Here is a 23,729-nt window from a genome sequence, read left to right on the forward strand (position 1 = left end):
TGACATCGACGGCACGTCCGTGCAATTAAAGTGCACGGACGAGGGCCGGCACACCTTGTGGCATGTGCTGATCGGCGAGATCGGACATGGCACGTCGGCTCCCACCCAACTGAATAGCACTTAACTAGCCCAGAGTGTGAACTTAAAGTGCCCACGTTTTTGAACCGCTATAGCGGTCAGTCATCTCACTTCGGAATGTGTTTCGAGCGTTAAGCATGTCAGCCAGAGAGACGATCAACTCACGAGCTTTGAAAAAGCAGCTTCAGACGGCAACTAAGAATCGCCGCTCGAACAACCATGATGAGACGCGGATCAGCGCCGCGCTCCATGGCCAAGGTCGCAATGATCCGCAACCGGCGCTCACAACTGTCTTTAAGCCTATCAACTCGCTCCGTCCGTCGGCGAATAGGACGCGCGAGACGACAGCGCAGCTCCTCGAAAGCGTGATCCGATCCATCATGAAGTTTGGGATGGTGCTCCCGATCCTGATCGACAAGAACGGCACCATCGTTGCAGGGCACGTCCTGTGGGAAGCGGCGGTCCGGCTCGGCCTCGAGACAATCGAATGCCGGGTCGTCGACCATCTCAACCCGCTTGAGCTGGAGGCCCTCAGTCTCGCGCTCAATCGCATCGGTGAGATTGGCAAGTACAACCTCGATAAACTCCGCGACCGGATGATCACAATCGAGTCGCACGGGATCGAGCTGATCTCGACCGGCTTCACCTTGCCCGAGATCGATCAGATCAAGCTCGAGCCGCTTCCGAGCGAACGCAATTCTGAGGAAAGTGAAGGCGCGGCTGATACTGTCGTTGTGCCGATGAGCAGGGCCGGTGACCTGTTCCGTCTTGGCCGCCATCAGTTGCTCTGCGGTGATGCTCTTGATGAAGCGTCGTATAAGCGTGTGCTCAGCGGGAGCGCGGCGCACGCGGCCTTTTCCGATCCGCCCTACAACTGCAAGATCGAAGGTTTCGTCGGAGGTCTCGGCAAACACAAGCACGAAGACTTCGTCATGTTTGCGGGGAAGGAGAGCGAGGCCGAGTTTCGGCAGTTCCTAAGAACGTATCTCAGTCTTTGTCGGGCATCATTGTTACCGGGCGCTGTCCTCTTCGCCTGCATGGACTGGCGTCAGATCGAACTCTTGCTCGATGGGGGGCGTGAGGCCGGCCTGGATCGCATCAATGTCGCTGTCTGGAACAAAGGGTCGGGTGGCATGGGCGGGCTCTACAGATCGTGCCACGAGCTTGTCGCCGTGTTCTGCAACGGGAAGTCGCCGGCCACAAATAATGTGGCGTTGGGTGTTTTCGGGCGAGATCGCACCAACGTCTGGACCTATGCGGGCGCTAACCGGCGGGGATCGTCGGCCGCGCTGGCACTTGCCGACCATCCGACCCCGAAGCCTGTGGAACTTGTCATTGATGCGATCGTCGACGTGACCAATGTCGGCGAAGTGGTGCTCGACCCATTTTCGGGGTCGGGCACGACGATCATTGCCGGCGAGCGCTGTGATCGCGAGGCCCGCTGCATCGAACTCGATCCCAAGTATGTCGATCGTGCGATCCGGCGCTGGGAACGACTGACCGGCGATCGCGCCGTGCATGTCGAGACGGGTTTGACCTTCGCGGAACTCGTCGAACAACGTACTGACGACGGGCAGGGCAGCCATGAGTGAGGAGAAGAAGCCTCCGAAGTCCTCGAAGTGGGGCAAAGGCAAAACCGACCCCGAGAGCTGGTGGAAGAAGGGCGGCCAATCACCCAACCCGAAAGGCCGACCCAAAGGGTCGAAGAACCAGAAGACGCTCTACCAGGAGGCATTCGGAGAAAAAGTCACCGTCACCATGGACGGTAAACAGAAGACCATGTCAAAGAAAGAACTGGGCTACCATCAGGTCGCCCAGCAAGCCGCTGCAGGCAACCTAAAGGCTTTTCAGATCCAGAAAGAGCTCGACGAGAGGTACGACCCGCCGGAGGCCGCGCCGCCATCGCCAGATGAGTCCGCCGCGGATTTTGCGACGCTCGATGCGTGGATCGAGCTTCGCGAGAAATTTCACGTCTTCAAGAAAAAGGATGATGTCGATGGCTGACCCGTTCGAGCTGCGAAGGATCGTCGATGACTTGTGTCGCCGCGAGTTCCGTTCCTTCGCGATCCGGGCCTTTCCAGTGCTCGAAGGAGGAATGCTCGAGCTGTCTCATCACATCAGCATCATCTGTCGGTTGCTCGAGAAGGTTTATGATGGCGAGGTCCCCCGCGCCCTGGTTTGCATTCCACCACGCTATCTGAAGACCTATCTGATTTCGATCGCCTACACAGCGTGGCTGCTCGGCAGGAACCCTAAAACACGCATCGTTTGCGCATCCTATGCAGCATCGCTCGCCGAGAAGTTCAGCGGAGACACGTTGAAGCTGATGCGATCTCCTTTTTATCGGCGACTGTTTCCAGGGACGATTCTGGATCCCAAACAGCAGAACAAGACCGAGGTTGGCACAACCGCGGGGGGATATCGTCTCGCAACGTCCGTCGGCGGCACGGTGACTGGCCGCGGCGCGCATTTTTTTATCGCCGACGATTTGCTCAAGGCCAGCGAGGCGCATTCGCCGACGGCTCGGGAGAACTGCATCAACTGGTTCAACTCGACGATTCACAGCCGCTTCGACAAACCGAAAAAGCGCAGGATCATTGTTGTCGGACAGAGACTTCATGCCGAGGATCTGCCGGGCCATCTCATCGCGAAAAGCGGCTGGGAAGAATTGATCCTGCCGGCGATCCACTCCGAAAAGAAAATATACGACGTTGTCGCCGGAGGATGGAACGTGTGGCTCGGCCCGGGGCACATTCTTCAGCGTTCCCGGCACGACAAGGAGGATCTTGAGCAGCTCAAGAAAGACATGGGCGAGCATGATTTTGAAGCCCAGTATAATCAGCGCCCGTTGCCGCCGGGCGGCTATATCTTCAAGAATGCCTGGGTGAAGCGCTATCAGAAAGCTCCTGGTCCAGCGAAAGTTGAAGCAGTGATCCAATCGTGGGACACTGCCTATCAAGGTGACGAAACCAACTCCTACACGGTCTGCACGACCTGGGCGAAGTGTCCCGACGGGTATTATTTGCTCGACCTCTGGCGCGACCGCCCCAACTTCGTGGACCTCGTCAATCAGGTCAAAGTCCAGAAAGAGAAGTGGAACGCCAAGCTGGTCATCGTCGAGAAAAAGGCCAGCGGCATCAGTCTCATCGAGTACTTCAATAAAACGGGCAACCAGCCGTGGCTGCTCTCGCGGGACCCTGAAAAGGGTAAGGTCGAGCGCGCGCAGGAGCAGACAGTGAAGTTTGAGCAGGGCCTCGTCTGGCTACCTGTCGAAGCGCCGTGGCTGGCAACTTATGAGGCCGAGATCTTCCAGTTCCCACATTGCAAGTTCGACGATCAGGTTGACTCGACTGTCCAATTTCTTGGTTCTACGGGTTTCGCGCTCTTTCGTAGCCGACTTCGTTCGCTGGTTTGACAGCCATCCTTCGCTCAATTGCGCACTCGCCATTGGCCGAAGACGACCCTCGACTTCTGCCGATCGGGTCGCTGTAATTTGATACAGGCTCGACCGCTCGATGGCTGCCAATTACCCTAAAGACATAGGGGCCTCGAACTCGATCCACGCTATGTCGACGTCTTCCTGCGCCGCTATCACGAGGTCTCAGGCGAGCAACGAATTCTGCACGATACCGGGGAAACGTTCCAGAAGCTAGTGTTCCGTCCCGGACACAGGATTCCCACGGCCTGGCAAATCAGTCATTCTCGGGGACATGCGAGCAAACATATCCTTCAAGGTGAGCGCGGCTGAGCGGGAGCGCCTGCAGCGCCTGGTAGCGGATCGCAACACGCCAGCGAAAGTCGTATGGCGCGCCAAGATCATCCTTGGCTCCGCGGATGGCTTGGGCACGATGGCGATCATGCGCGTGTCAACGCCGGAGCGATAGTGCAGCGGCTGGCCGGAGTAAAAGTGCAGCAGGGATGCGCAAGCAGGAAGGCCCCCTCGAGGGGGCCTTCCTGCTTGCGGCGCGTCATTCATGAGGAACGGCATCCGTCGGGTTGTCGGCCCGGTTGCGGCGTGACCGGCGCTTGGAGTGGGCGAGCCTGAAGCTGTCGCCGTTCATCTCCAGGATGTGGACGTGGTGCGTCAGGCGGTCGAGCAGCGCCCCGGTCAAGCGCTCCGAACCGAACACGGATGTCCACTCGTCGAACGGCAGGTTGCTGGTGACCAATGTGCTGCCGCACTCGTAGCGCTGCGAGAACACTTCGAACAGCAGCTCGGCGCCGGTCGGCGATAACGGCACGTAGCCGAGTTCATCGATGATCAGCAGCTTATAAGCCGCCAGCTGACGCTGCAGCCGCAACAGGCGTTTCTCATCACGTGCCTCAAGCAGTTCGTGGACGAGGGCCGACGCCGTGATGAAGCCGACGGATAGGCCCTTCTGGCAAGCCGCCAAGCCGAGCCCAAGCGCAACGTGGCTCTTGCCCGTGCCACTGTTGCCGACCGCGATAATATTCTCGCGGCGCTCGACGTAATCCGATCGCGCCAACTCCAGAACCAGCATTTTGTTCAGCGACGGCAGCGCCAGGAAGTCGAAGCTATCGAGGCTTTTGACGGTCGGGAACTTCGCCGCCTTGATCCGGCGCTCGACCATGCGCCGTTCGCGATCGATCATTTCCATCTCGGACAACCGCATCAGATAGCGCGCATGATCGACGCCCTCGGTGGCGCACAGACGGGCAACCTTGTCGTACTCGCGCAGGAACGTCGGCAGCTTCAGCGCCTTCAGATGGTGGGCGAGTAGGATCTGTGGTGTATCGGTCATGCCGCCACCTCAGCCAACAGCTCCATGTACGACCGCGCCGACGTCGTGGCCACGGTCGCTTTGGGCAGATACGGATAGATCGTCATGTCGAGCCGTGGCGGACGCCGCTCGATACGACACAGCACCAGATGCTTCACGGCATCGTATCCGATCGCCCCGCGTGCAATCGCATCGCCAACGCCGGCGGCCACGTCTTCGATCTTGAAGATCTCCATCAGCCGCAACACCTGCACGAACTCGCGCTTTCCCTTTTTGCCCATACGGGCTTCGAGTAGCCGTCGCAGGGTCGCGAACGCATTCGGCAGCTTCCAATCGGCCAACGGTGCGGCCTGGTCGAGCGCATTGGTCTTCTGCTCGATCAACGCCAGATAATGCAGAGGATTGAACACGAAGTCCTCGCGCTCATACGAACGGGGATGTCGCGCAATCACCTCGGCACCGCAGGCGATGACGACCTCGTGGACATAGCCCCGGATCAGAACTTGTCTGTGCCCGAAGGCCGTCGGCACCGAGTAGTCGTTGCTGCGATAGCGCACCAGCGACAGCGAGTTGACGCTGCCTGGCCGTTTCTCACAAGCGTCATAGGGCGCCGGCAGCGGCTTCTGGAATGCAGCACGATCCCGTTCCAGCCGCTCGCCGATCGTGCCGTCATGGCCACGCAGCCGGTCGGCCAGACGCTTGCGGCACTTGTCCAGAAGATGCGCGTTCAACGCCTCGAAGCTCTCGAACACCGGAACCGGCACAAGGAAGTTGCGCCGCGCATAACCGACGAGTCCCTCGACCTTGCCCTTGTCGTTGCCTTTTCCGGGGCGACCGAACCGGTCCGTGAACAGGTAGTGCGATTGTAACTCGCTGAACACGCGCGTGCGCTGGCGGCGGCCACACCCAAGAATGCGGCCGACCGCGATCTTTGTGTTGTCGTAGAGGATCGACTGCGGCACGCCGCCGAAGAACTCGAACGCTTTGACGTGCCCGTCGCAGAACGCCTCTGTCGTCTCGGCCGGATACGCCACGACGAAGATCGCGTCAGAGTGCGGCAGATCCATAGCCAGATAATGGATCTTGCGCTCGACGCCGCCGATGACACCGAGCGCCTCGCCGAAGTCGGCCTGGGCATGGCCCGGCGGATGCACCAGCGGCACGAACATCTCTTGGCCGCGCTGGCGCCAACCCGCCACGTAATCCTTCACAATCGTGATCCGGCCCGTGAAGCCGTGCTCATCGCGAAGCCGCTCGAAAATGCGTTTGGAGGTATGCCGCTGCTTCTTCGGCCGATCCTTGTCAGCCTCCAGGATCGCATCAATGATACCAATGAACTCTTCGAGTTTCGGCCTGAACGGCGGCTTCTGGCGCACATACCCAGGCGGCACTGAGAACTTCAGCATCTTGGAAACGGTTCGGGCGTTGATCCCAAAACGCTCCGCTGCCGCTCGCCGGCTGATCCCCTCAATCTGCACCGCGTGACGGACCCGTGCGTAAAGCTCCACCGTCTTCATCCCCCGCCGCCCTCTGCCGACGCAGGCACAAGGCTTCGTTCTGCCGCACTTTTAGTCCGGCGCAGCCGAACAAATCAGCCGCTTCTGCGAGGTAGTATTGCTCCGGCTTTTACAGGACGAGGTGCTGCTCACAGCGACGGCGCAGAATTTGAGGCGACTGGCGAAGCTGCTCTGCCGATCGCCGCCCCGAGCCACGACGGCATGTGCCGCGTAAACGTCCGGTGGCGTCAGGAGTTGGTGCGCATAAGTCGATGCGGCCGCTCTGGAGCGAGGGCGGAACAGAAAGGCCGCTCAAAAATCAAATCTGAGTGGTCGCGCCCGAGCAGACGGGTTTTGCAACACATTCTGAATAACTCCGGACATGGAAGCCATCAACACTGGCCGCCAAGGCTTGTTGGATGCGCAGTTTATGTCAACGCGACGGCAGGAGCCTTTTCGAGAGGGACCGCTGAGCTTCTCGTCCTCGACCTCGGAACCTGGACAGGGATTTGCATTTATCTTGCTGTCTCCGACCGGACGCCGCGCGCGTTTTTGTTTCAAATGGCTGGGTTCAGCGCGGCAGTCATCAGCGTTCCCTACCTCGACGATCCCGGCAACATCTTCATGGCCACGATTTCGCGTGTCGAGGAAATGAAGGTCGCTATCTTGGCGGTTACGCTCGCTTTTGGATTTTCACCCACAAGATTTTAAAATGCCGACATTTTTTTGGTAAGCTTCTGTTGGCAATCCACTCAAACTCTCACGCCTAAAGGGGGCCGCGCTACGACTTCCGAAGGAGTCTACATCAAGCAAAGTCAAGCGTCGCGTGCCCCAATCAAGCGAAAACCGCTCTAGGGTCCAGACTCAATTGAGCCAATATGCGACGAGAGCGGCGAGATGAACAGCGGCCAAGAAATTCCGGGCGAGCTTGTCATATCGCGTGGCGATGCGGCGGAAGTCCTTAAGCCTGCAAAAGCAGCGTTCGATGACATTTCGGCCTTTGTAGGCGCGTTTGTTGAAGCGATGGATGACGACACGGTTAGATTTATTGGGGATTACGGGCTTGGCGCCGCGACGAACGATTTCGCCGCGAAAGTTGTCGCCGTCATACCCTTTGTCGGCGAGGAGCGCGCGCATGGGTGGCGCGAGCGCCAGGACATCGGGCGCCGCAGCGATATCGGCATCCTGGCCTGGAGTCAGATGCAGGACGACCGGCCGGCAGAGCGGATCGCTCAGCGCATGGATTTTTGTCGTGCGGCCTCCGCGCGAGCGGCCAATTGCTTGGTTGTGCTCCCCCCTTTTCCGCCGGAGGCACACCGGTGAGCTTTAATCGAGGTCGAGTCGAGCGACAGCACAACGCCGTCTTCGCCAGGCTTGGCCAGCGCTTCGAAGATTGCGCACCATCGTCCTCGCTTGGCCCAGCGATTGAAGCGATTGTAGATCGTCGTGTAAGGGCCGTATTCACGCGGACAATCGCGCCATCGTGCACCCGATTGCAGCATGTGAATGATGCCGCTGATGATGCGCCGATCGTCGTCCCGATCCGGCCCCGTCAGTCCCGTCGGCAGATGCGGTTCGATACGCGCCCATTGCCTGTCATTCAGCCAAAACACACCAGCGCGCATTCTCTCGCCCCCGAATCAAAAACACGTAGGCAAGAGAATCACGTGGCGCTATTTAGGGAACCTCTGAATAGCACGCTCGGCCATGGCACACTGAGGTCATTGATTCGAGGGGGCAACGGATGGCTGACCAGTTGAGCTTTGCATCGCTCGAGTTTGCAGCGAAGAAGAAGCGCACGAAGCGAGATGTATTCCTGGCCGAGATGTCGGCCGTGGTGCCGTGGGCCCAGCTCGAAGCGCTGATCGAGCCGCACTATCCCAAGCTTGGCCCGCAGGGCGGGCGCCGCCCGTTCCCGCTGCCGACGATGCTGCGCATCTACTGCCTGCAGCAGTGGTACAACCTCTCCGACCCTGGCGCCGAGGAGACGCTTTACGACATCCAATCGATGCGCGCGTTCGCCGGTCTCGAACTCGGCCGCGATGCGATCCCCGACGAGACGACGATCCTCAACTTCCGCCATCTGCTCGAACGGCACGAGCTGACGAAGGCGATCTTCGAGAGCGTGGCCGAGCACCTCGCGGCCAAGGGCGAGTTGCTGCGCGGCGGCACCATCGTCGACGCGACGCTGATCGCCGCCTCATCCTCGACGAAGAACAAGGAGCAGAAGCGCGATCCCGCCATGTCATCGTCGAAGAAGGGAAACCAGTGGTACTTCGGCATGAAGGCGCACATCGGCGTCGATGCGGAAAGCGGGCTCGTGCACACGGCCGGCGTGACGACGGGCAAGGTTCACGATGCGAAGGTGATGGCCAACCTGATCCGCGAGGACGACACCGCGGTCTACGGCGACAAAGGCTACGCGAGTGAGGAGAAGAAGCGCGCTGCCGAAGACGCCGGTGTGCTCTGGGCGGTGAAGGAGAAGGCGAAGCCCGGCCGCGATCTCACGCAGCGCCAGCGCGCGAGGAACCGCCGCTTCGGCAAGGTGCGCGCAAAGGTCGAGCACGTCTTCCGTGTCCTGAAATGCCAGTTCGGCTATCGCAAAGTGCGCTACCGCGGCATCGCCAAGAACGGCGCACAGGTGTTCGCGCTCTTCGCGCTCGCCAATCTCTACCTCGCTCGCAGTCGACTTGCGTCTGCTTGAGCGAGGAATGCGGGCCGAACGGCGCCGTAGCGGCATCTGCCAGCTGCTCGAACGCCCCCAAAAAGCGCGATGAACGTCACTGCCGCCCCTGGCCGAGCGTGCTATTCAGAGGTTCCCTAAATAGCGCCACGTGATTCTCTTGCCTACGTGTTTTTGATTCGGGGGCGAGAGAATGCGCGCTGGTGTGTTTTGGCTGAATGACAGGCAATGGGCGCGTATCGAACCGCATCTGCCGACGGGACTGACGGGGCCGGATCGGGACGACGATCGGCGCATCATCAGCGGCATCATTCACATGCTGCAATCGGGTGCACGATGGCGCGATTGTCCGCGTGAATACGGCCCTTACACGACGATCTACAATCGCTTCAATCGCTGGGCCAAGCGAGGACGATGGTGCGCAATCTTCGAAGCGCTGGCCAAGCCTGGCGAAGACGGCGTTGTGCTGTCGCTCGACTCGACCTCGATTAAAGCTCACCGGTGTGCCTCCGGCGGAAAAGGGGGGAGCACAACCAAGCAATTGGCCGCTCGCGCGGAGGCCGCACGACAAAAATCCATGCGCTGAGCGATCCGCTCTGCCGGCCGGTCGTCCTGCATCTGACTCCAGGCCAGGATGCCGATATCGCTGCGGCGCCCGATGTCCTGGCGCTCGCGCCACCCATGCGCGCGCTCCTCGCCGACAAAGGGTATGACGGCGACAACTTTCGCGGCGAAATCGTTCGTCGCGGCGCCAAGCCCGTAATCCCCAATAAATCTAACCGTGTCGTCATCCATCGCTTCAACAAACGCGCCTACAAAGGCCGAAATGTCATCGAACGCTGCTTTTGCAGGCTTAAGGACTTCCGCCGCATCGCCACGCGATATGACAAGCTCGCCCGGAATTTCTTGGCCGCTGTTCATCTCGCCGCTCTCGTCGCATATTGGCTCAATTGAGTCTGGACCCTAGAGCTTCAATGAATTCTGCTCCGCGCTGGGGTGGAATGACGAACTGGCCATTGGGCTTGCGCATATCGGAGGCGAGCTTGGCCAAAAACTTGTTGTAGGAAACGCCCGCTGAAGCCGTGAGGCCGGTCTCGGAGAAGATCCTAGAGCGAATTTCGGTGGCAGTATCGGCAGCCGTGGGCAGGCCACGCAAGTTTTCCGTCACGTCGAGATAGGCCTCGTCGAGGGAGAGCGGCTCAAAGACCGGCGTATATTCGGCGAAGATTTCCCGGATCTGTCGGGTCTCGACACAGATCGCGGCAAGACCCATCTCAACGAGGCCTGCATAAATCCATTGGGATAGTGGTCCGGCCTCCAACCCGACGCGCTCAAACGGTTGATCGAGTTCGCGCAGCCGTTCGGCAATAGCGTCCGGAGCGCTCTCAACCGTCGTTTCGAGGAGAATCTGACCATTCGCGTCGAGGACACAAATAGCGGTCGTCTTCACCGAGATATTCGAGACCAGCAAACAGTGACATGACGGCTCCTTCAATATGGAATGTCGGAGCTGCCATCTCACGCCACAATCGGCGGCGGGGCGAGGGGGAGCCCGAATACCCCATCTAAGCCCCGCACGCCGACGCGTTTGCATTGAGCATGTTCGACACGAACTCCACGTCTCCGAGCGTCGCGCCTGTGCGGCGCTCGGTCAGCATCGCTCGACGCAACGCAAGGTGCCGATCGGCCGCGACGATGAAGAGCGGCTGACCGCCGACATTATCGAACTGGCCCGCCAATATGGCCGTTACGGCTATCGCAAGATCGCCGCATTGCTGAGAGATGCGGGCTGGCTCGTGAATGACAAGCGGGTTGAACGGATCTGGCGACGCCACATTCGGTCTGACTACGGCCCCGAGTTCATCGCCAAGGCACTGCGCGAATGGACACTCTTAAAGAGGCCAGGATCATCATCGAGAGTTGGAGACGCCACTACAACCGCGCATCAGAACACCCATCTTGCTATGTGATTGAAGAGAAGAGGCTTTGTTGGCCGGGATGCGATCCCGTGGGGTATCTCGGGTTCTGTCGTGCCCGTTCGATGATTGATCGGGCGGCTGATGTCGTGAGCGCGGTGCGGGCGAAGATCCACGGTCCGTCAGGAAGAGGATGGATTGCCTCGATCTCTCCGGCTTCCGCAGCAAGCCGCAGCGTCTTGGGCGCAATCTGCAGAAGCTTCGCGGCGTTACTCAGGTTGAGCCATGGCTCAATCCCATCCTCGGCGGGCTTGAACACCGGGATGCGATAGTTCGAGCGCATCGATGTTACGCGCTCGCGGGTCCATCGGTTGCCATTGCCGGTCTTCAGACCATTGCGGTTGAGGATGCCTGCGATCAGGTCGTCATTGGCGATGAGCACGAGCTGGCGCACGGCGGTGGTCACATCGGCGGATGTGCTGTTCCGTTGACCGCGGCGACGCTTGGGCAGGCGCATCTCGCTGTGCACACCGCCAATCCAGTGAACGACGAGAACGATCTCGGCGGCTGCATCGTCGATATCGGCCACCACCTCATGGATGATGGTGCGCACGATGCGCTTCTTCAGCCGCGCATCGGTCGCTGGTGCAGACCAGACGGTCTTGAGGTTCGACGCCAGCAGACCGAGCGCGAGAGGATCGATGGCGGCAACGGGCGTGGCTGCATCATGCGCCGCGATCTTGGCTTCGACCTCCGCCACATGCGTGAGCGCCCTGTTCCAGCGCGCCTCCAGTTCGCCCGTGACCAGCCGATTGGCTGGATCGGCAGCATCGTATTGCCTGAAGGCGCGGTCAGCGGCGTAGCGCGTCGCTTCGAGGTCGCGGCCGAGGGCCTCGCGCACCTGATCCCGCCGCTGGCCGGCCTCCTTCTCGGCGGCCGTGGCGGCGGCGATCGCGCCGGGACCCACCACAGTCAGCAACGCATTCTCGATGGCATCGTCAACACGCAGACCGCCGAAGGCGATGCAGTGAGGGGCGCCATTGTCCATCCAGGCTCGGCTGCAGCTGTAGCGTGGGATGCCGTGCTTGGCGCCTGTGTACTTCAGCGTCAGCTTGCGCCCGCAGCGCTTGCAGCGGATCAGCCCGGCAAGGAGCGCGTCGCCATGCTTGGGCGCGCCGTGATGCCGGCCGGTGGGAACGTTGCTGCTGACCATTTTGCGGATCGCTTCCGCCCTCTCCCAGCTTACGTATCCTTCGTGCGCATTCGGCATCAGCGCCAGCCAATCAGTCCGCGCTTTGCGACGGACCTTCACGCTGACGCCATCGGCGCTGTATCCCGATGCTGCGGCAGTCTTACCATAGGCATAGGCCCCACCGTAGATCGGATTGTCGATCATCCGGTGGATGGTGGCGTAGTTGGGACGCCGCCAGGTCGTGTCCCCGTTGTTCTGCTTCACCGGCAAATCAAGATCGTGCTCATGGAACCAGCACAGCGCCTGCCGCGCGCTGCCAAGCTCCTGCACCTTGTCGAAGACCAGCGTGATCGCCTCCTGCACACGCCGGTCTGGATCCTTCTCGTAGCGGTCGCCGGCCTTCACGAAGCCTACCGGCGCGCTGACGACAAGCTCCCCTCGGCGCGCCTTCTCGTAGCGGGCGGACAGTGAGCGCTGGCGTAGGAGATCGAGTTCGTATTCGTTGAGGCTGCCCTTCAAGCCCAGGAGCAGCCGGTCATTCCCTTGTCTCGGCGCATAGATCGTCTCCTGATCGACCAGCACGGTGTCGACCACGCGACACATCTCGATCAGCTGTTGCCAGTCCCGGCTGTTGCGGGCGAAGCGCGAGACCTCGCGTGCGCAGACGGCGCCGACCTTGCCGAGGCAGACTTCGGCAACCATGCGCTCGAAGCCAGTGCGCTGCACGCCGCCGGCGGCGGAACGGCCAAGATCGTCATCAATGACCTCGATCTCCGACCAGCCGAGCGCCGTCAGGCGGTCTCGCATGGCGTACTGCAGCGCGCTGCTCTCGCGGTTGTGCAGCACCTGATGGGCCGAGGATTGCCGCACATAAAGTAGCGCCTTGCGCTCCAGGTGATGCGGCCGGACCTTGCCAGTGATCATGACCGGCCTCCATCCGCACGGCCGGGCCGCTGATCTGAGCGTGCTCCAGGATCAGCCGCGCCATCAGGCTGGTCAGCGTATCCCGCGTCTCCTGCGGCAGGTCCTGCCATGCCGGTATCTGCGTCGGCGTTACGCCGTCGAATAGGTCGATCTGCTGGCAGCGATCGCTTTGCTGAAGCCTTCGCCGGTCGGCCGGCATCGCTGGCGGTTGCACCGGGCTTCGCATGGTCATGGGCCTCTCCCCGATTCTGATCGTGAGAGGATATGGATGCGCCAGAATGCGACGCATTCGATGACGGCAGCGGCGGCTTCAATGCCTGCCGCAGAAGATCGGACAGCGCCGACAGCGCATCCATGCTGACAAAGGGCGATGCGCTCAGCCGCGTCGGATCGAAGCACCTCACCCGGTCGAACATCCAGGCCGGCACTTCCAGCCACCGGTCCGTCGCTGAGCCGCTCAACGTGCAGCGGAAGACGACGTCATCGGCCTTGTCGACCGCCTCGTGAATCGCCACTCGCATCCCGAACCATGGATGCCAATGATAAAGCACTTCTCGAAAAACGGTCCCGTGGGCGTTCTTAAATCTTGTTGTACAACACCGTCCGGCCACACTCATCGCTCCACTACAGGCCGCCGGCTCCGGAGGCCCTGCAATGGCCGGCTACGCAACCCGAACCAGCTTCGCCGGCCACTCCAGCATTGAAGCCAAGGCCGACGATGCATTAACATCCAAACTGGATCACCTCATGGGTCTGGCCAGTAGGGACGGGCGCGCCGGAGGCTGCTAAGATTCCACGCCGTTTACGAGCCCCAATTTCAACGAGAGCCCCCCGCCCCCATGACCTCGACACGGAAGCTTCTGATTTTTGCCGTCCTCGCTGCGATCGTGGCCGGGGGAGGGTATTGGGGGTGGCAGAGGTTCTTCAACAAAAGTCTGCCCGACGGTATCGCCAGCGGCAACGGACGCATCGAGGCGACCGAGATCGACGTCTCCACCAAGATCGCCGGCCGCATCAAGGACATCCTGGTGAACGAAGGCGACTTCGTCGAGGCGGGCCAGGTGCTCGGCCATATGGATATGGAGCAGCTCGAGGCCCAGCGTCGGCAGGCGCAGGCGCAGCTCCAGCGGGCCTTGATCGGTATCGACACCGCCAAGAGCCTCGTCACCCAGCGGGAGGCCGAGCGGCGCGCCGCCGTCGCCACCATCGCCCAGCGCAACGCCGAGCTCGACGCCGCTGATCGCAAGCTCGCGCGATCGAGCGAGCTTGTGAAGACCAATATCGTGTCCCAGCAGGTGTTCGACAATGACCGGGCGAGCGCCGAAGGCGCCAAGGCCGCCGTGGCGGCGGCAGAGGCCCAGCTCGCCGCCAGCGAGGCCGGGATCAGCTCTGCCAAAGCGCTGATAGTAGATGCGGAAGCGGCGGTGGACGCGGCGCGCGCGGCCATAGACAGCATCACCGCCGACATCAATGACGGCGTCCTGAAATCACCGCGCGCGGGACGCGTCCAATATCGTGTCGCCCAGCCGGGCGAGGTGCTCTCGGCCGGGGGGCGGGTGCTGAACCTCGTCGATCTCGGCGATGTCTACATGACCTTCTTCCTGCCCACCGCCCAAGCGGGTAGGATCGGCCTCAGCACGGACGTGCGCCTCGTGCTGGATGCCGCGCCCCAATACGTCATCCCCGCCAAGGTCACCTTCGTGGCGGACGTCGCGCAGTTCACCCCGAAAACGGTGGAGACGGAGGAAGAGCGCCTCAAGCTCATGTTCCGGATCAAGGCGCAGATCCCGCCGGAGCTGCTGAAAAAATACATCCACCAGGTGAAGACCGGGCTGCCCGGTATGGCCTATGTGCGGCTCGATCCCAGCGCGAAATGGCCTTCCCGTCTGCAACAGGGACTGCTGCAATGAGCCCCATCGGAGACGCAGGTCCGCCGGTTCCTCCCATCCCGCTGGTGGTGTCGATCCGGGCTCTGTCTCTTGTCTACGGCAAAACCCGGGCGCTGGGTGCGGTGAGTCTCGATATTCCCGCCGGTCGCATGGTCGGGCTCATCGGGCCGGATGGCGTCGGCAAGTCGAGCCTCCTGTCGCTGATCGCCGGAGCGCGGGTCATTCAGCAGGGACACATGGTGGTGCTGGGCGGCGATATGGCCGACGCTCGCCACCGGCGCGCCACCTGCCCGCGGATCGCCTACATGCCCCAGGGCCTGGGCAAGAATCTCTACCCCACCCTGTCGGTGTTCGAGAACGTCGATTTCTTTGGCCGCCTGTTCGGGCACGACCGGACCGAGCGGGAGCGCCGCATCCGCGAATTGCTGGAGAGTACCGGGCTCGCCCCGTTCGTCGATCGCCTCGCCGGCAAGCTCTCCGGGGGCATGAAGCAGAAGCTCGGGCTGTGCTGCGCCTTGATCCATGATCCCGATCTCCTGATCCTCGACGAGCCCACCACCGGCGTCGATCCTTTGTCGCGGCGCCAGTTCTGGGAGCTGATCGATACCATCCGCGGCGGCCGGCCGGGCATGAGCGTGATCGTCGCCACCGCCTACATGGAGGAGGCCGCCCGCTTCGACTGGCTGGTGGCCATGGACGCCGGGCGGGTGCTCGCCACCGGCACGCCCGCGGATCTCCTGGCGAAGACCGGAGCCACCAATCTCGATGCGGCTTTCATAGCCTTGCTTCCGGAAGCAAAGCGCGCTGGGCACCAGGAGGTAATCATTCCGCCCCGCCCGGAGGGCGCCGACGGGGAGATTGCCATCGAGGCCGAACATCTGACCATGCGCTTCGGCGACTTCACCGCGGTGGACGACGTGAGCTTCCGCATCGGCCGCGGCGAGATCTTCGGCTTCCTCGGCTCCAACGGCTGCGGCAAGACCACCACCATGAAGATGCTCACCGGCCTGCTGGCGGCGACCGAAGGACGAGCACATCTGTTCGGTCAGGAGGTGGATCCTGACGACATGGCGGTGCGACGGCGCGTCGGCTACATGTCCCAGGCTTTCTCGCTCTACTCCGAACTGACGGTGCGGCAGAATCTCGACCTGCATGCGCGCCTGTTCGGCCTGGCCACCGATGCCATTCCCGATCGGATCGCCGACATGGTGAAGCGGTTCGATCTTGCCGACGTCACCGACACGCTGCCGGACGCCATGCCGCTCGGTATTCGCCAGCGCCTGTCGCTGGCGGTAGCCATGATCCACGCGCCCGACCTGCTGATCCTCGACGAACCCACGTCCGGCGTCGACCCGATCGCCCGCGACAGCTTCTGGCAGATCCTCTCGGACCTGTCGCGCAAGGACAACGTGACCATTTTCGTCTCGACCCACTTCATGAACGAGGCGGAGCTGTGTGACCGCATCTCGCTGATGCATGCTGGCAAGGTGCTGGTCAGCGACCGTCCGGCGGCGATCATCGAGAAGCGCGGCGCCAAGGATCTCGAAGAAGCCTTCATCGCCTATCTGGAAGACGCCATCGGCGCCAAGGCGGCTCCTGCCGCGCCGGCGGAGGAGCCGCAGACGGCGCCCGCGACACGCGACCTCGTGGAGGAATGGGCCGGCCAAGTGGCCTCACATGGCAAGCCCACCTTCAGCTTGCGCCGCATGTACGCCTATACCCGGCGTGAGGCTCTGGAGCTCAGGCGGGATCCGATCCGCGCGACCCTCGCCCTCCTGGGCAGCGTGCTGCTGATGTTCGTGGTGGGCTACGGCATCAACATGGACGTGGAGAACCTGTCCTTCGCGGTACTCGATCGCGATGACACCACGGTGAGCCGCGACTACGTGCTGCAGATCGCCGGCTCGCGCTATTTCACCCAGAAGGCGCCCATAACCGATTACGATGACCTCGATCGGCGCATGCGCGCCGGCGAGCTCAGCCTCGCCATCGAGATTCCCCCCGGCTTTGCGCGCGACGCGGCATACGGACGCAAGGTGCAGATCGCCGCCTGGATCGACGGCGCCATGCCCACCCGGGCGGAGACGGTGCAAGGCTACGTTCAGGGCATCCACGCGGCCTGGCTCACCCAGAAGGCGCGCGAACTCTACGGCAAGGCCGCTGCGGCCGGGGATTTCCAGCTGCAGTTCCGCTACCGCTACAATCCGGGCGTCGAGAGCCTGGTCGCCATGGCGCCGGCGGTGATCCCGCTGCTCCTGATGATGATCCCGGCCATGCTGGCGGTGCTGAGTGTCGTGCGCGAGAAGGAACTGGGATCGATCATCAACTTCTATGTCACGCCGGTGACGCGGCCGGAATTCCTCGTCGGCAAGCAGCTGCCCTATGTGGGCCTTGCCATGCTGAACTTCCTGATGCTGGCGGCCGTCGCCGTCTTCATCTTCCAGGTTCCCTTCACTGGCAGCTTCCTCACCTTCACCTTCGGCGCCCTGCTCTACGTCATCATCGCGACCGGGATGGGGCTCGTCATCTCCACCTTCATGAGCAGCCAGATCGCCGCCATCTTCGGCACATCGCTCATCACGCTCATTCCCGCGGTGCAATATTCCGGGATGATCGATCCGGTCTCCTCGCTCGAGGGGCTGGGGAAGTTCATCGGGACGATCTACCCCACCACCTATTTCGTAGTCATCTCCCGCGGCACCTTCTCGAAAGCCCTGGGCTTCGCCGATCTGTGGAGCGCGTTCGTGCCGCTGCTGATCACCGTGCCGGTGCTTCTGGGCCTGGGAACGCTGCTCCTCAAGAAACAGGCGACGTGAGCCATGCGCGCCGCCAACGTCCTCCAGCTCGGCATCAAGGAACTGCGCGGCCTCGTCCGCGACCCGATGCTGCTGTTCCTGATCGTCTATGCTTTCACGCTGTCGATCTACACGGCGTCCAGGGCGATGCCGGAAACCCTGAACCGGGCCGCCATCGGCATCGTGGACGAGGACCAGTCGCCGGTGTCGGTGCGCATCTCCACGGCGTTCTACCCACCCTATTTCACCCCGCCGCAACTCATCACGCAGCAGGAAATGGATGCCCGTATGGATGCGGGCATCGATACGTTCGCCCTCGACATCCCGCCCGACTTCCAGCGCGATCTCCTGGCCGGTCGGTCGCCCACAATCCAGCTCAACATCGACGCCACCCGCATGTCCCAGGCCTTCACCGGCGCCGGATACATCCAGTCCATCGTCACCGGTGAGGTGAACGAGTTCCTCAACCGCTATCGCCGTGCCGACACCGTGCCGGTGGACCTCGTGCTACGCGCCCGTTTCAACGCCGAACTGAACAAGAGCTGGTTCGGAGCCATCACCAACATCATCTCGTCCATCACGATGCTCTCCATCGTCCTGACTGGCGCCGCCCTGATCCGCGAGCGCGAGCACGGCACCATCGAGCATCTCCTGGTAATGCCGGTAACGCCCACCGAGATCATGGCGAGCAAGATCTGGTCCATGGGCCTCGTGGTGCTGGTGGCGTCCGCCTTTTCCCTGACAGTGGTCGTGCAGGGCCTTCTCGCCGTGCCCATCCAGGGCTCCCTCGCCTTGTTCCTGGCAGGCGCCGCCCTCCAGCTCTTCGCCACCACATCGCTGGGCATCTTCCTGGCGACGGTCGCCGGTTCCATGCCGCAGTTCGGCCTGCTGCTGATGATGGTGCTACTGCCCCTGCAGGTGCTCTCCGGCGGCGTCACTCCGCGTGAGAGCATGCCGGAGATCATTCAGATCATCATGTTCGCGGCCCCCAACACCCATTTCGTGATGCTGGCCCAGGCCATCCTGTTCCGGGGAGCCGGGCTCGACGTGGTCTGGCCCCAGTTGCTAGCCCTCGTCGCCATCGGAACAATCCTGTTCTTCTTCGCCCTCCAGCGCTTCAGAGCCTTCCTGCGGTGAGCACCGCACCCATCGGTCAGCATGAACTGATCTTCGCCCGCACAGGTGGACACCTCGGATAAGCTCCTTCGAGGCTCGAACGAACCGACGCTCTCGCAGCTAAGCATCGATCCGGAGTAGAGGGCAATGACGATTGAAACACCTCCTGCAGGCTCAAAATCACACGCCCGACTCCCCGGTGGCATCTGGGCGCTCGGATTTGTCAGCATGTTCATGGACATCTCGTCGGAGATGATTCACACGCTGCTTCCGATCTATCTCGTAACCATGCTCGGCACATCGACGTTGACGGTCGGCTTCATCGAAGGCATCGCCGAGGCAACCGCGAACATCACCAAGATATTCTCCGGCGCGCTCTCCGACTGGCTCGGCAAGCGCAAGCTGCTGACAGCCCTCGGCTATGGCCTCGCCGCTTTCACCAAGCCGATCTTCCCGCTGGCTGCCAGCGTCGGCTGGGTGGTCGCAGCGCGCTTCATCGATCGTATTGGCAAGGGCGTCCGCGATGCCCCCAGGGATGCGCTCATCGCCGATCTTGCACCGGAGGAACTGCGGGGCGCGGGCTTCGGCTTGCGTCAGGCTCTTGACACGATCGGGGCCTTTGTCGGGCCGCTCGCCGCGATCGTCCTGATGGCGCTCAGCTCCGACAATTTTCGCTTCGTGTTCTGGATCGCGGTCATTCCGGCCTTCATCTCGCTCGCGGTGATGATATTTGCAGTTCGCGAGCCCGCTCGGCATGAAGCCGACGCCAAGCCGAGGCTCCGCCTCGTGGATGCGAAACGCCTGTCCGGCCAGTTCTGGGCCGTGGTCGGCGTCGCCACCATCCTTACCCTTGCCCGGTTCTCCGAGGCATTCCTTATCCTGCGTTCCCAGAATGTCGGTCTGCCGATCGCGCTGGTGCCCACCGTCATGGTGGTGATGAACATCGTCTACGCACTTGGCGCCTATCCGGCCGGCGTGCTCTCCGACCGGATCGGAAGAGGTGGATTGCTCGCGGTCGGTATCGTCTGCCTGATCGTCGCCGACCTCATCCTCGCGCTCGGCACGGGCATTTCGCTCGTCATGATCGGCGTCGTCTTCTGGGGGCTGCACATGGCGCTCACGCAGGGGTTGTTCGCGAGCCTGGTGGCCGACACCGCCCCGGAGGATCTTCGCGGGACGGCGTTCGGCGTGTTCAACTTCGCCGGAGGCATCGCCATGCTGATCGCCAGCGTCATCGCCGGCGGCTTGTGGGACGCCTACGGTCCGGCCGCGACCTTTCTGGCCGGCGCGGGGTTCGCCGTGGTTGCGTTGATCGCTTTCGGCCTGTCGCAACGCTGGGCCAGCAGCACCTCCCCTGACCCGAGCAAGGATTGACGTGCCCCTCGCCCCGAAACTCAAGCCGTCAGCCACCCGCGCCAGGATCGCTTCAGGATCTCCAGGACGACAACCAGACCTATGGCGGTGCCGAACGCGACGGCGAGATCATCGGCATGCAGCGGCCCGAAGCGAAAAAGATCGCGCGCCGGCGCCCATGCCAGGGCAGTGCCCAGCAGGACGCCGGCCACGGCGCTCACCCACCACAGCGCGCGATTGTCCCACCGGAGCGCCCCGCGCACCGAGCTGTCGAAGGAGCGGTTGACCAGCACCAGTCCCAGATTGGCCAGCACGAGCGACACGAAGGTGAGCGCACGCACATCCCCCGCCGGCATGCCGCGCCGCAGCGCCAGCAGATAGAGTGCGGCAACGGCTGCGAAGGCGAGAACGCCCTGCAGCAGGCTCCAGAGCACGAGCCCCGACGAGAACAGACGGCTCGTCGCCGCGCGCGGCGGCCGGCTCATGATGTCCGTCTCCTCCTTTTCCGCCTCGAAGACCAACGAGCAAACGGGATCGATGATCATCTCGAGAAAGGCGATGTGGATCGGCGAGAAGATGATGGGCAGGCCGGTCAGCAGTGGCAGCAGCGCCAGACCGGCGATCGGCACATGCACGGCGAGGATATAGCCCATCGCCTTGCGCAGATTGTCGTAGATGCGCCGGCCGAGACGGACGGTCTTGACGATCGAGCCGAAATCATCGTCGAGCAGGACGAGCGCGGCGGCTTCCCGCGCCACATCGGTGCCGCGGCCGCCCATGGCGATGCCGATATCGGCGGCCTTGAGCGAGGGGGCATCGTTGACCCCGTCGCCCGTCATTGCGACGATGGCCCCCGTCGCCTTGAGCGCGCGGACAATCCGCAGCTTCTGCGCCGGCATGGTACGGGCGAATACGGAGACCGAGGCCACCCGCCGGTTCAGTTCCGCATCGCTCATCGCCTCAAGGTCATCGCCGGTGACGACGGTGTCGGCGGCGAAACCAGCCTTATTGGCGATCGCCAGAGCCGTCGCGGGATAGTCTCCCGTGATCATGATGACGCGGATACCAGCCGAGCGGCATTCTTTCACGGCCTCCAGCACTGATGGCCGCAGCGGGTCGGCAAGCCCGACAAGGCCCAGACAAGTGAACGCGAACCCTTTCGGCGATGCGGGCCACTTCTCGCCGCGAAAGCGCGCCTCCGCCACCGCGAGGACCCGCATGCCCTCGGCGGCCATCCGGTCGACGTCGCGGGCGAGCGCGCCGAGCGCTTCCTGATCGAGCCGGCAAAGCGCGGCAATCGCCTCCGGCGCACCCTTTGCGGCGACCTTGCAATCGTCCGTCCCGGAAACCTTCCAGACCTGTGTCACCGCGAGCAGATCCGGGCGTAGACCATAGCGGTGCACGAGTTCTTGTTTGTCCTCCCCGTTGCCTTCGCTGCTGCCCGCCTGCGCGGCCAAGGCATGAAACGCCCTCTCCATCGGATCGAACGGATCGGGAGCGCTTGCGAGCTGGCCCCAGTCGACGAGGCGCCGGAACCTGTCCGGCAACATCGACTCCCGTCCGGGCTCGAGACGGAGCATCTCATCGCCGGCAACGAGACAGATGATCGACATGCGGTTCTCAGTCAGCGTACCGGTCTTGTCGGTGCACAGGACCGTTGCCGCTCCAAGGGTCTCTATGGCCGCGGCGCGGCGGGTGAGCACGCGCGCCCGCGATATCCGCCACGCGCCCATGACAGTGAACACGGTCAGGACGAGGGGAAACTCCTCGGGCAGCATCGACATACCGAGCGCGATGCCTGCGAGAAGCGCCTCGAGCCAGGACCCGCGCCACAGACCGTAGAGGAGGACGGTCAAGGCACAGGCCGCGAGACCGAAGATGGCAAAGACACGCACCAGCCGGCGGGTTTCCTGAGTCAGGCGGGGTGGCGCGCTGTCGATCGCCTCCAGCGCCTGACCGATCTGGCCGATCTCGCTGCGCGGCCCCGTGGCTTGGACCCGCGCCAGTCCCTGGCCGCGCACCACAAGGGTGCCAGAGAAGACGAAAGGCAAATCGTCACCGCCTGGCCGCGCGGCACGGACGTCATCGCCGGCCACGACTTTGCGGACTGGCGCCGATTCACCAGTCAGGAGCGACTCGTCGGCCTGCACGTCGGTCGCTGCCATGAGGCGCGCGTCCGCAGGCACCCGGTCGCCTTCGCCGAGGACGATGATATCGCCGCGAACCACTTCGCGGCCTGGGATCCGCTGTCGCTCGCCGTCGCGAATCACGAGCGCACGCGGGCTGGTGAGATCCCGCAGCGCCTCGAGCACGCGCTCGCTACGGCTCTCCTGCACGATGGCGATGATGACCGAAATCGACGCGAAGACGAGAAGCATCAGCGCCTCGACGCGGTCGCCGAGCAGGAGGTAGATGATACCAGAGCCGATGAGCAGACCGAACATTGGCTCGCGCACGATTTCGAAGGCCATGCGCGGCAGCGATCGATGTCCAGCGCGCGGCAGCTCATTGTAGCCTTCTGCCGCGAGACGGGATCGCGCTTCGCCGCTTGTCAGTCCTTCCAAATCATCCCGCACGATGACTGCCTCCTTGATGTATCGGGATGGCGCCGCCGGTCGAGAGGAGCTGCGTTCGGGGTGCTGACTTGAAACGATTGATGCCCGGTAAATCGATCTCATTCCGACACTAGCCTGTAGAAGATCGCCCGCATTGCGTCGAGAGTCAGGATGGCCGTAGGCAACAGCAAAGCACCGGCGAGCTTGTTCATCCGAAGCGGCCCGAAAGGCGATGCCTCCGAATCTCGGAGACAAGCACGCGGCGGAGCGCTGTCCGGTAGGCCTGGGCGAGCGCAATTCGACCACAAGCAGCGGCAAGGTACCGTTCTGTGTCAGAGGCAAGAAGGGGTACTCCAAATGTGGCTGTCAAAGCTCACGAGGGGAGCCCTCCATGTCACAGCGGGCTGCGACGATTGAGAGTCTACCAATGGCCTTCGAGATGGTGAAGGCGATGCAGGCTGACAGGTTAGAGTGGGCGGAAGGTTATCGCCCGCTCGGCCGGCAGGCCTTTGAAGAGGCCAAGCCAGATATTATTTGCCCGGTGCACCCGCTGCGATGCTGGTGCGGATGCCGTCGAATATCTTCGTTCCGTCCTCCAGCAGATGCGACACCGACTGCTGCGCAAACGCGACATTCAGCTTAAACGCTTCAGCGGGATCGGTGCACTGGGAGACCTGTCTCAGGTAAGTTGCCTGATCCTGCAGCCTGTCTGCGGCTAGGCCCAGAACCTTCCCCCATCCGTCGGCGTAAATCTTTGCCGGCGCGTCGCTCCAGAGTTTTACCCAGTCTGTATTGCCCAGAGACGCGAATAGGGGATTGGATGCGGCCGTTTGGCTTTTCGGCGGTGTCGTTTCGGTCGCCATGACGAGGCAATCCTTTCAAGAAAAGTGGTTAACACCATTATTTTATTATCAAGGCGCCGGTCGTCATTGATTTATCGCAACGCGCGTTGACCAAAAATATGATAAAAAAACCCTGGAGTTTCTAGTT

The 23,729-nt window shown here is 62.3% G+C and carries 18 protein-coding genes and 3 pseudogenes; 14 read left to right on the top strand and 7 right to left on the bottom strand.

Annotated features, from left to right (window positions below):
• Window positions 1-215: 215 nt before the first annotated feature.
• From RLW55_RS10175 to RLW55_RS10190, 4 genes are all read left to right on the top strand, one after another.
• Complete coding sequence (locus RLW55_RS10175; RefSeq protein WP_414463694.1) at window positions 216-1,670, top strand: DNA methyltransferase; 1,455 nt, start codon at window positions 216-218, stop codon at window positions 1,668-1,670.
• Window positions 1,663-2,082 carry a DUF5681 domain-containing protein gene (locus RLW55_RS10180; RefSeq protein ID WP_414463693.1) on the top strand — a complete coding sequence of 140 codons (420 nt, stop codon included), beginning with the start codon at window positions 1,663-1,665 and terminating at the stop codon, window positions 2,080-2,082. Before RLW55_RS10175 ends, RLW55_RS10180 begins: the two co-directional genes overlap by 8 nt.
• Entirely contained in the window at window positions 2,075-3,493 is a 1,419-nt protein-coding gene (gene terL / locus RLW55_RS10185; protein WP_414463692.1) for a phage terminase large subunit, read from the top strand. The genes RLW55_RS10180 and terL overlap by 8 nt, the downstream gene beginning before the upstream one ends.
• Window positions 3,494-3,788: 295 nt before the next feature.
• Window positions 3,789-3,962: a hypothetical protein gene (locus tag RLW55_RS10190; RefSeq protein ID WP_414463691.1), complete on the top strand. Its 174-nt coding sequence runs from the start codon at window positions 3,789-3,791 to the stop codon at window positions 3,960-3,962.
• An 84-nt stretch (window positions 3,963-4,046) separates the two neighbouring features.
• On the opposite strand, the gene istB is transcribed toward RLW55_RS10190, so the two are convergent.
• Both istB and istA read right to left on the bottom strand, forming a co-directional pair.
• On the bottom strand, window positions 4,047-4,841 hold the full coding sequence (istB, locus tag RLW55_RS10195) for an IS21-like element helper ATPase IstB (protein ID WP_414463690.1): 795 nt from the start codon (window positions 4,839-4,841) through the stop codon (window positions 4,047-4,049).
• A complete protein-coding gene (gene istA, locus RLW55_RS10200) occupies window positions 4,838-6,337 on the bottom strand; it encodes an IS21 family transposase (RefSeq protein WP_414463689.1) in 1,500 nt (499 codons plus the stop codon). Before istA ends, istB begins: the two co-directional genes overlap by 4 nt.
• Window positions 6,338-6,538: 201 nt before the next feature.
• Here istA and RLW55_RS10205 point away from each other — a divergent pair, with 201 nt between their 5' ends.
• The gene (locus RLW55_RS10205) at window positions 6,539-7,027 is read left to right on the top strand and encodes an FUSC family protein (RefSeq protein WP_414463688.1); all 489 of its coding nucleotides are present in this window, start codon (window positions 6,539-6,541) and stop codon (window positions 7,025-7,027) included.
• 153 nt (window positions 7,028-7,180) lie between these two features.
• On the opposite strand, the gene RLW55_RS10210 is transcribed toward RLW55_RS10205, so the two are convergent.
• Window positions 7,181-7,941, bottom strand: a protein-coding gene (locus RLW55_RS10210; protein ID WP_414463686.1) for an IS5 family transposase whose coding sequence is annotated in 2 segments (ribosomal slippage) — window positions 7,181-7,582 and window positions 7,585-7,941 — 759 coding nt in all. Because the reading frame shifts where the segments join, the coding sequence is not laid out codon by codon here.
• 119 nt (window positions 7,942-8,060) lie between these two features.
• Between RLW55_RS10210 and RLW55_RS10215 the strand changes: the two genes are divergently transcribed.
• Entirely contained in the window at window positions 8,061-9,020 is a 960-nt protein-coding gene (locus RLW55_RS10215) for an IS5 family transposase (RefSeq protein WP_414463669.1), read from the top strand.
• Between the two features lie 172 nt (window positions 9,021-9,192).
• Window positions 9,193-9,953 (top strand): IS5 family transposase gene (locus tag RLW55_RS10220; protein ID WP_414463687.1). Its coding sequence is split into 2 segments (ribosomal slippage): window positions 9,193-9,532 and window positions 9,532-9,953, totalling 762 coding nucleotides; the frame shifts between segments, so codons are not numbered across the junction.
• A 10-nt stretch (window positions 9,954-9,963) separates the two neighbouring features.
• On the opposite strand, the pseudogene RLW55_RS10225 reads toward RLW55_RS10220, so the two are convergent.
• A pseudogene (locus RLW55_RS10225) lies at window positions 9,964-10,245 on the bottom strand (DNA polymerase IV); the annotation flags it as partial.
• A gap of 319 nt (window positions 10,246-10,564) precedes the next feature.
• Here RLW55_RS10225 and RLW55_RS10230 point away from each other — a divergent pair.
• Window positions 10,565-10,831 (top strand): annotated as a pseudogene (locus tag RLW55_RS10230) (IS3 family transposase); the annotation flags it as partial.
• A gap of 130 nt (window positions 10,832-10,961) precedes the next feature.
• On the opposite strand, the gene RLW55_RS10235 reads toward RLW55_RS10230, so the two are convergent.
• Entirely contained in the window at window positions 10,962-13,031 is a 2,070-nt protein-coding gene (locus tag RLW55_RS10235) for a recombinase family protein (protein WP_414463685.1), read from the bottom strand.
• 264 nt (window positions 13,032-13,295) lie between these two features.
• On the opposite strand from RLW55_RS10235, the gene RLW55_RS10240 reads away from it, so the two are divergent.
• The 6 genes and pseudogenes from RLW55_RS10240 to RLW55_RS10265 all read left to right on the top strand — a co-directional run bounded on the left by RLW55_RS10240 (window position 13,296) and on the right by RLW55_RS10265 (window position 20,205).
• Window positions 13,296-13,538, top strand: coding sequence for a hypothetical protein (locus RLW55_RS10240; protein ID WP_423416365.1), 243 nt, complete (start codon window positions 13,296-13,298; stop codon window positions 13,536-13,538).
• An 85-nt stretch (window positions 13,539-13,623) separates the two neighbouring features.
• Window positions 13,624-13,758 (top strand): annotated as a pseudogene (locus tag RLW55_RS10245) (IS3 family transposase); the annotation flags it as partial.
• Window positions 13,759-13,870: 112 nt separating this feature from the next.
• Window positions 13,871-14,941, top strand: a complete 1,071-nt coding sequence (locus RLW55_RS10250; protein WP_414463683.1) for an HlyD family secretion protein — start codon at window positions 13,871-13,873, stop codon at window positions 14,939-14,941.
• Complete coding sequence (gene rbbA, locus RLW55_RS10255; RefSeq protein WP_414463682.1) at window positions 14,938-17,736, top strand: ribosome-associated ATPase/putative transporter RbbA; 2,799 nt, start codon at window positions 14,938-14,940, stop codon at window positions 17,734-17,736. Before RLW55_RS10250 ends, rbbA begins: the two co-directional genes overlap by 4 nt.
• A gap of 3 nt (window positions 17,737-17,739) precedes the next feature.
• Window positions 17,740-18,852: an ABC transporter permease gene (locus RLW55_RS10260; RefSeq protein WP_414463681.1), complete on the top strand. Its 1,113-nt coding sequence runs from the start codon at window positions 17,740-17,742 to the stop codon at window positions 18,850-18,852.
• A 126-nt stretch (window positions 18,853-18,978) separates the two neighbouring features.
• The gene (locus RLW55_RS10265) at window positions 18,979-20,205 is read left to right on the top strand and encodes an MFS transporter (protein ID WP_414463680.1); all 1,227 of its coding nucleotides are present in this window, start codon (window positions 18,979-18,981) and stop codon (window positions 20,203-20,205) included.
• A 20-nt stretch (window positions 20,206-20,225) separates the two neighbouring features.
• Here the strand turns inward: RLW55_RS10265 and RLW55_RS10270 are convergent, their stop codons facing one another.
• Window positions 20,226-22,760 (bottom strand): cation-translocating P-type ATPase, encoded by a 2,535-nt coding sequence (locus RLW55_RS10270; RefSeq protein ID WP_414463679.1) that lies wholly within the window; start codon window positions 22,758-22,760, stop codon window positions 20,226-20,228.
• Between the two features lie 509 nt (window positions 22,761-23,269).
• The gene (locus RLW55_RS10275; RefSeq protein ID WP_414463678.1) at window positions 23,270-23,602 is read right to left on the bottom strand and encodes a phasin family protein; all 333 of its coding nucleotides are present in this window, start codon (window positions 23,600-23,602) and stop codon (window positions 23,270-23,272) included.
• Between the last annotated feature and the right edge of the window lie 127 nt (window positions 23,603-23,729).

The sequence above is a fragment of the Hyphomicrobium sp. B1 genome, from assembly GCF_049532635.1.
In the GTDB taxonomy this organism is placed as follows: domain Bacteria; phylum Pseudomonadota; class Alphaproteobacteria; order Rhizobiales; family Hyphomicrobiaceae; genus Hyphomicrobium_B.

What these genes read in the sequence shown, in the direction of transcription:
- RLW55_RS10175 (WP_414463694.1), top strand. Translation starts at nt 216, where the DNA reads ATGTCAGCCAGAGAGACGATCAACTCACGAGCTTTGAAAAAGCAGCTT.
- RLW55_RS10180 (WP_414463693.1), top strand. Translation starts at nt 1,663, where the DNA reads ATGAGTGAGGAGAAGAAGCCTCCGAAGTCCTCGAAGTGGGGCAAAGGC.
- terL (WP_414463692.1), top strand. Translation starts at nt 2,075, where the DNA reads ATGGCTGACCCGTTCGAGCTGCGAAGGATCGTCGATGACTTGTGTCGC.
- RLW55_RS10190 (WP_414463691.1), top strand. Translation starts at nt 3,789, where the DNA reads ATGCGAGCAAACATATCCTTCAAGGTGAGCGCGGCTGAGCGGGAGCGC.
- istB (WP_414463690.1), bottom strand. Translation starts at nt 4,841, where the DNA reads ATGACCGATACACCACAGATCCTACTCGCCCACCATCTGAAGGCGCTG.
- istA (WP_414463689.1), bottom strand. Translation starts at nt 6,337, where the DNA reads ATGAAGACGGTGGAGCTTTACGCACGGGTCCGTCACGCGGTGCAGATT.
- RLW55_RS10205 (WP_414463688.1), top strand. Translation starts at nt 6,539, where the DNA reads ATGTGCCGCGTAAACGTCCGGTGGCGTCAGGAGTTGGTGCGCATAAGT.
- RLW55_RS10215 (WP_414463669.1), top strand. Translation starts at nt 8,061, where the DNA reads ATGGCTGACCAGTTGAGCTTTGCATCGCTCGAGTTTGCAGCGAAGAAG.
- RLW55_RS10235 (WP_414463685.1), bottom strand. Translation starts at nt 13,031, where the DNA reads ATGATCACTGGCAAGGTCCGGCCGCATCACCTGGAGCGCAAGGCGCTA.
- RLW55_RS10240 (WP_423416365.1), top strand. Translation starts at nt 13,296, where the DNA reads ATGGATGCGCCAGAATGCGACGCATTCGATGACGGCAGCGGCGGCTTC.
- RLW55_RS10250 (WP_414463683.1), top strand. Translation starts at nt 13,871, where the DNA reads ATGACCTCGACACGGAAGCTTCTGATTTTTGCCGTCCTCGCTGCGATC.
- rbbA (WP_414463682.1), top strand. Translation starts at nt 14,938, where the DNA reads ATGAGCCCCATCGGAGACGCAGGTCCGCCGGTTCCTCCCATCCCGCTG.
- RLW55_RS10260 (WP_414463681.1), top strand. Translation starts at nt 17,740, where the DNA reads ATGCGCGCCGCCAACGTCCTCCAGCTCGGCATCAAGGAACTGCGCGGC.
- RLW55_RS10265 (WP_414463680.1), top strand. Translation starts at nt 18,979, where the DNA reads ATGACGATTGAAACACCTCCTGCAGGCTCAAAATCACACGCCCGACTC.
- RLW55_RS10275 (WP_414463678.1), bottom strand. Translation starts at nt 23,602, where the DNA reads ATGGCGACCGAAACGACACCGCCGAAAAGCCAAACGGCCGCATCCAAT.